Annotated in this window: 6 protein-coding genes (1 of these 6 running past the window's edge); 5 read left to right on the top strand and 1 reads right to left on the bottom strand. The window is 63.1% G+C overall.

The window, feature by feature from the left end:
* The 3 genes from hrpB to BHMPCIPO_RS17845 form a co-directional block, all read left to right on the top strand.
* Positions 1-911, top strand: the 3' portion of a protein-coding gene (gene hrpB, locus BHMPCIPO_RS17855; RefSeq protein WP_312033035.1) for an ATP-dependent helicase HrpB. The gene continues 1,549 nt to the left of window position 1, outside the view; the window shows 911 of its 2,460 coding nt (coding positions 1,550-2,460); its start codon lies off the left edge, out of view; the stop codon is at positions 909-911.
* Positions 912-945: 34 nt separating this feature from the next.
* A complete protein-coding gene (locus BHMPCIPO_RS17850) occupies positions 946-2,253 on the top strand; it encodes an ActS/PrrB/RegB family redox-sensitive histidine kinase (RefSeq protein WP_173518009.1) in 1,308 nt (435 codons plus the stop codon).
* A 182-nt stretch (positions 2,254-2,435) separates the two neighbouring features.
* A complete protein-coding gene (locus BHMPCIPO_RS17845; RefSeq protein WP_057252080.1) occupies positions 2,436-3,020 on the top strand; it encodes an ActR/PrrA/RegA family redox response regulator transcription factor in 585 nt (194 codons plus the stop codon).
* A gap of 62 nt (positions 3,021-3,082) precedes the next feature.
* Here BHMPCIPO_RS17845 and BHMPCIPO_RS17840 read toward each other — a convergent pair whose 3' ends face one another.
* Positions 3,083-3,613, bottom strand: a complete 531-nt coding sequence (locus BHMPCIPO_RS17840) for an MmcB family DNA repair protein (RefSeq protein WP_173518008.1) — start codon at positions 3,611-3,613, stop codon at positions 3,083-3,085.
* 182 nt (positions 3,614-3,795) lie between these two features.
* Between BHMPCIPO_RS17840 and BHMPCIPO_RS17835 the strand changes: the two genes are divergently transcribed.
* A complete protein-coding gene (locus BHMPCIPO_RS17835; RefSeq protein WP_173518007.1) occupies positions 3,796-4,485 on the top strand; it encodes a L,D-transpeptidase in 690 nt (229 codons plus the stop codon).
* Between the two features lie 275 nt (positions 4,486-4,760).
* Positions 4,761-6,695 (top strand): HAMP domain-containing methyl-accepting chemotaxis protein, encoded by a 1,935-nt coding sequence (locus BHMPCIPO_RS17830; protein ID WP_173518006.1) that lies wholly within the window; start codon positions 4,761-4,763, stop codon positions 6,693-6,695.
* Positions 6,696-6,704 lie beyond the last annotated feature (9 nt).

The following is a 6,704-nucleotide window of genomic DNA, read 5'->3' as shown; positions in this document are numbered from 1 at the left end:
GCAGCGGACGCGGCCGATACGTGATGGCGAATGGACGCGGTGCGGAGATCCCGGAGACGGAACGGCTGGCGGCCGCGCCGATGCTGGTCATCGCCGACTTGACCGGCCGCGCCGGTGGCCAGCGGGTGCTGGCGGCCGCCGAACTGACACGTGCCGAGGTCGAGGCTCATATGCCCGAGGCGATCACCCGCGAAGACCAGAGCTTCTTTGACCGGCAGAGCCGGCAGGTGCGCGCACGCCGCGTGACGCGGCTCGGCGCGATTATCTTCGAGGAGGCGCCACTCGCCAGGCCGACCGGCGAAGCCGCCGCGCGCGCACTTGCCGATGGCGTGCGCCAGCTCGGCCTTGCGGTTCTGCCCTTCTCAAAGGAGGCGATGCAGATGCGCGACCGCATCGGCTTCCTCAACCGCTCGATCGGCGAGCCCTGGCCGGATGTCTCCGATCAGGCCTTGCTCGACCGCCTCGACGATTGGTTCGTGCCCTTCCAGCATGGCGTCACCGCCATCGCCGACATCAAGGCGTCCAACCTGTCGGACGGCCTGCTCTCCCTCATTCCGCACGAGCGGCAGCGGGAACTCGCCAAGCTTGCGCCGACGCATTTCGAGGCGCCAACCGGGCAAAGGCACCCGATCCACTATGATGGCGACGAGCCGCTTCTGTCGATTCGCGTGCAGGAGCTCTTCGGCCTCAAGACCCACCCGGCGATCGGCGACGGCCGCCTGCCGCTGCTGCTCGAACTGATTTCGCCCGGACATCGCCCAATCCAGACAACGCGCGACCTGCCCGGTTTCTGGGCGGGCTCCTGGCGCGACGTGCGCGCGGACATGCGCGGACGCTATCCGAAACATCCATGGCCCGAAGATCCGGCCAATGCGACGCCGACGACACGGGCAAAGCCGCGTGGTACATGAAACAGCACAATCGACGACCGGGATGCAGGCACGAATGACCACAGTTGCGCTCGAACACAACAACGACCAGACCAGCAACCGAAGCCTGCGCCTGCAGACGCTCGTTCGCTTGCGCTGGCTTGCCGTCGGCGGCCAGTCGATCGCCGTCCTCATCACGGCTTTCTGGCTGCAGTTTCCGCTGCCGCTGATTTCCTGCCTGGTGCTGATCGCGAGCCTCGCACTGGTCAATGCCTATGTGACACTGCGCTATCCGCCGACGCATCGGCTGCAGCCCCCGGCCGCCTTCGCGCTGCTGGGCCTCGACCTCGCGCAGATCACCGGGCTGTTGTTCATAACCGGCGGGCTGACCAATCCCTTCGCGCCGCTTCTCTGCGTTCCCGTCATCATCTCCTCGGCATCGCAGCCGAAATCACACAGCATCATCCTCGCCGGCCTCGCAGTGATCGCGATCACCGCGCTTGCCTTCTCGCCCTTCCCACTGCCCTGGTATCCCGGCACGGTTCTCCTGATGCCGCGGGTTTTGACCGCCGGCATCTGGTTCGCAATCGTCTCGATGACCGCCTTTGCGGCCTTCTATACCTACCGCGTCTCGCTGGAAGCGAGCGAACTTTCGGAAGCCCTGACGGCAACCGAACTGGTGCTGCAGCGGGAAAAGCACCTGTCGCAGCTCGACGGGCTTGCGGCGGCGGCGGCACATGAGCTCGGCACGCCGCTGGCGACGATCAGCGTCGTCGCCAAGGAAATGGAGCGCGAACTCGGCAACGACCCACGTTTCGGCGAGGACGTGCATCTGCTGCGCAGCCAGAGCGAACGCTGCCGCGATATTCTCAAAAGGCTGACGACGCTCTCCTCCGAGAGCGAGGAGCACATGCGGCTGCTGCCTCTGTCCTCGCTGATCGAAGAGGTGATGGCGCCGCATCGCGAGTTCGGCATCCACATCAACCTCATCGAGAAGGGCGACCGCACCACCGAGCCGGTCGGCAATCGCAATGCCGGCATTCTCTACGGGCTCGGCAACCTGCTCGAAAACGCGGTCGACTATGCCAAGAAGGAAGTGACGGTGTCCGTGGAGCATACGGCCGACCGCGTGAAAGTGACGATCGAGGACGATGGCGACGGCTTCGCCCCGGATATCCTGCAACGCATCGGCGAACCCTATGTGACGCGCCGGCAAAAGGACGACAGCGCCGGCGGCCTCGGGCTCGGCCTCTTCATCGCGAAGACGCTGCTCGAACGTTCGGGTGCGCGCCTGCGCTTCGAAAACGGCGGACCGGACAGGCCGGGCGCCCGGGTCAGCGTCGAATGGCCGCGCGCCCTGATGGATACGAAACTGGCGAAATGACATTTCGCAGTTTATTGAACGAGGCTGCCGCATAATTTTGGATCGGAATCGATTTAGAGCCAAGATTATGCAGTAATTCAAAGTGCTACAGTGGCCTTTGCGCGTCTTCTAAGACGCGCGGTGCTGTAGAAGAAACCTATAATCTCGGCGAAAGCGCAGGTTTTCGCTCAAGGATTGCCAGAATGACTGACAAATCGACAGCTTCGCCCAGCACACCCGCACAGGACGCCGAACTGATCGGACCGGACCGCACCCTGCTGCTCGTCGACGACGACGCGCCCTTCCTCAGGCGCCTGGCCCGCGCCATGGAAGCCCGCGGCTTTTCGGTCGACATTGCCGAATCGGTCGCGGAAGGCATCGCCAAGGCCAAGGGCAACCCGCCGAAATACGCCGTCATCGACCTGAGGCTCGGCGATGGCAGCGGCCTCGACGTGATCGAAGCGATCCGCGGGCGACGCGACGACACGCGCATGATCATGCTGACCGGCTACGGCAACATTGCCACCGCCGTAAACGCCGTGAAGCTCGGCGCTGTCGACTATCTCGCCAAACCGGCCGATGCCGACGACATCTTCGCGGCCCTCGTTCAGCGCCAGGGCGAGCGCGTCGAGCCACCGGAGAACCCGATGTCGGCCGACCGGGTGCGTTGGGAGCACATCCAGCGCGTCTACGAGATGTGCGAGCGCAACGTCTCGGAGACGGCACGCCGGCTCAACATGCATCGCCGCACGCTGCAGCGCATTCTCGCCAAGCGCGCGCCGAAATAGGTAAAGCGCCTCAACCGATTCGGGGCGGAGAACCGCTTCGCACTACTGGGATTGCTCGGGGATCAGCCACCGTCGCGGCCGCCGGAGAGAATGTCGCCGATCGAATCACCGAGCTCGCCATTGCGCTCGGCCGCCCATTCGGCCAGCATCAGCCGTTGCGCCGCCGTGCGGGCAAAGAGCTGCAAGACGGATTTGCGCGTGGCCGGCGGCAGCTTGTGCTCGGGCGCCTCGCGAACGAGGTGTCCGTCGTAACCGTCGGAAAGCAATAGGCCACACTCCTCCGGGAAGATGTCCAGCGGCACCCCGGCATGGGTTGCGAAGAACAGCCGGTCGCAATGCTGCCGGTACTCCGGCCATTTGCGGTCGATTCGAAAATCCTCGATCGAGGTCTTGATCTCGACAATCCAGATCTCGCCCTTGGCCGACAGCGAGATCAGATCGGCGCGCCTTCCGCTCGCGAGCGTCAACTCGGGCAGCACCGAATGGCGCAGTTCGGCAAAAAGCCGCTGTACACCGCGGCGCACCATCATCGCGCGATTCGACTGACGACCGTCAATCAGAGGGTTGTCGCCATGGATGGAGAGGATTGTCATCTGTCCGGGCTCCCTTTGAGCCGGCGATTTTGTTGCAAAAAAGCAAGCGTCATGGAATTTGCACTTTCTAGCCAAATTGTGGCCGCGCAATCTCTTGCATAGCACAAACTAATCGAAAATAACCGGTCTCACTGTTGGTCGCGGCGACCCAGTTTTACTTCGCTTCTTTTTAAGAGACCCCCATGCGCTTCCGCAATGCCTTCCTCATGTGCAGCCTCGCGGCGACACTGGCCGTTGCCGGCTGCTCGACGACGTCGTCCAAGCCCGAGACTGCTGCCAACGAACCTGCTCCCGTAGCGGAAAAGATCGCTACGAATCAGATCTTTAACGGCGAATATGGCGCAGTTGAGGATCACGGCTATGCGCTGCCGGCCATTCCGATCAACAAGGTCGACAGCCGTTACCATCGCCAGATCGTCGACTACACCACCAGCGAACGCCCCGGTACGATCGTCGTCAACACGCCGAATCGCTTCCTGTACTACGTACTGCCCGGCGGCAAGGCCGTGCGCTACGGCATCGGCGTCGGCAAGGCCGGCTTTGCATGGGAAGGCGAAGCCTACATCGCCTGGAAGCAGGAATGGCCGATGTGGCATCCGCCGAAGGAAATGGCCGAGCGCAAGCCGGAAGTCGCGAAATATGTCGAGGAAGGCATGGGTCCCGGCCTCAAGAACCCGCTCGGCGCCCGCGCGCTCTACCTCTTCAACGACGAAGGCAAGGATACGCTGTTCCGTCTGCACGGCACGCCGGAATGGTCCTCGATCGGCACCGCCGCATCGTCGGGCTGCATCCGCCTGATCAACCAGGACATCATCGATCTTTATTCGCGCGTTCGCCCCGGCAAGAACGCCCGGGTCGTCGTCCAGCAGTAACCGAATCACACCAGCGCATCCGAAGCCGCCGACACCCGTCGGCGGCTTTTTTGCGTCGACACTCAACCACCATTTGCCGGCGTTACGATACTGCAACGCAGCTTGCCAGCCACGCACAGTTGCTGTTCGAAAACACCCTCAAATCAGGGTCGCGAAAACCGACCAATGTGACGCGAAAAAGTTCTATTTCGACTTAAATTCAGCCGCTTATTAAGTAAGCGTTATCTAAACAAAAGAAACAGTGTGCCCAAGAAATTCCGCTCGGGGGGACTGGCATGCTGATCAAGACCAAGCTTATCGGCGCGATTGCGCTTCTATCATCCATTGCCATCGGCATCGCCACTTACAGCCAGAGCACGCTGTTGAAAACCAGCGACATGATGGATGCGGTCTATGCCGATCGCATCGTGCCGCTAAAGAACCTCAAGGCGACTTCCGACGCCTTTGCAGTCTCGATCGTCGACGCCGCCCATAAGGTTCGCAACGGCAACGAATCGATGGAGAGCGGGCTTGCCTCGGTCAATGCCGCACGGGAGACGATCAAGACCAACTGGGATGCCTATGCGGCGACTTCGATGACCGACGAGGAACGGAGACTCGTCGACAACGCCCGGAACCAGATGGTCGTTGCAATGGATTCGATCACGGCGCTCACCCAAATTCTGTCCAGCAAGGACCAGAAGGCACTCGACACGTTCGTGCGCGACAAGCTCTACGCGACGATCGATCCGTTGACGGCGACGATCTCCGAGATCTCGGACCTGCAGGTCGAACTTTCCGGCACGGCCTTTGAAGCCAAGCATCGCGAGTTCGAGACGGTGCAGACGCTCAACATTGCCATCATCGTTCTCGTCATGGCGCTTGCCGCCGGCACCTTCCTTGTCGTGCTGCGCGGCGTCGTCGGACCGCTCGGCCGCCAGATCGCCGCCATGCGCCGGCTGATCGACGGCCACGTCGAAGATGCCGACGAGCCGGTGAACGGCAAGGACGAAATCGCCGACATGGCCCGCGCCATCCAGTCCTTCCGCGAGGCCGCGCGATCGAATCTGCGGCTACAGGCGGAGGCGGAAGAGACTCGCCGCACCAGCGAAGCCGAGCGCATTCGCGTACAAAGACAGGCGGAACAGGACGCGCAGCAGCGGCTGACGCAAGCGACCGCCGGTCTCGCCGGCGGGCTGCAGCGGCTTGCCAATGGCGATCTCGCCGTCCGGCTGCATGAGCCTTTCGCCGCCGAATTCGAGCAGTTGCGGCATGACCTCAACAAGGCAGCCGAACAGTTGAACGACGCGTTGCTGGCTGTCGCCGACAGCGCCGGGAACATCGGCATGGGTACGCGTGAGATCAGCCAAAGTGCCGACGATCTATCCAAACGGACCGAACAGCAGGCCGCGTCGCTCGAAGAGACGGCTGCGGCACTCGACGAGATCACCGCCAATGTCAGCAACTCCTCCAGACGGACGGAGGAGGCGCGCGATGTCGCCGGCGAAGCGAAGACCAGCGCGGCCCAGTCCGCCGTCGTTGTCGCCAATGCCGTCGAGGCGATGCGGCGGATCGAAGAATCGTCGAGCCAGATCTCCAGCATCATAGGCGTGATCGACGAGATCGCCTTCCAGACGAACCTCTTGGCGCTGAACGCCGGCGTCGAAGCGGCGCGGGCCGGCGAAGCGGGCAAGGGCTTTGCCGTTGTTGCCCAGGAAGTGCGCGAACTCGCCCAACGCTCGGCCAAGGCCGCTAAGGAAATCAAGGATCTCATCCGCACATCGAGCCAGGAGGTCGAAAACGGCGTGCGTCTGGTGCGCGACACCGGCGAGGCGCTCCAGACGATCGAGGCGCATGTGATCACCATCAACGAACATATGGCCGCGATTGCCACGTCCGCCCGGGAACAATCTGTGGGCTTGAGCGAGGTCAACACTGCCGTCAACCAGATGGATCAGGTGACGCAGCGGAACGCGGCGATGGTCGAGGAAGCCAATGCCGCCTCCGCCACCCTGGCGCAGGAGGGCACCAATCTGCGCAACCTGATCGGACGCTTCATCCTCACCGGCGAGACGCAGGCAAAGGCCGGATCGAGGCCCCCTACCCCGGTAGCCGCTCCAGCCGCAATCCGCGATCAGGCTCGGCCCGTTGCCCAGGCAACGCGGCGGCCAGCCGCCTACGCGACACAGGGCAACGCCGCGCTCGCCACAGACGGCTGGGCCGAATTTTAGACCTCGTCG

The sequence above is a fragment of the Ensifer sesbaniae genome, from assembly GCF_013283665.1.
Lineage (GTDB): Bacteria > Pseudomonadota > Alphaproteobacteria > Rhizobiales > Rhizobiaceae > Ensifer > Ensifer sesbaniae.
The sequence above is the reverse complement of the archived record's forward strand: the minus strand, read 5'-3'. Positions and strand labels throughout refer to the sequence as shown.

Coding starts and splice junctions, on each gene's coding strand:
- BHMPCIPO_RS17850 (WP_173518009.1), top strand. CDS start 946: ATGACCACAGTTGCGCTCGAACACAACAACGACCAGACCAGCAACCGA.
- BHMPCIPO_RS17845 (WP_057252080.1), top strand. CDS start 2,436: ATGACTGACAAATCGACAGCTTCGCCCAGCACACCCGCACAGGACGCC.
- BHMPCIPO_RS17840 (WP_173518008.1), bottom strand. CDS start 3,613: ATGACAATCCTCTCCATCCATGGCGACAACCCTCTGATTGACGGTCGT.
- BHMPCIPO_RS17835 (WP_173518007.1), top strand. CDS start 3,796: ATGCGCTTCCGCAATGCCTTCCTCATGTGCAGCCTCGCGGCGACACTG.
- BHMPCIPO_RS17830 (WP_173518006.1), top strand. CDS start 4,761: ATGCTGATCAAGACCAAGCTTATCGGCGCGATTGCGCTTCTATCATCC.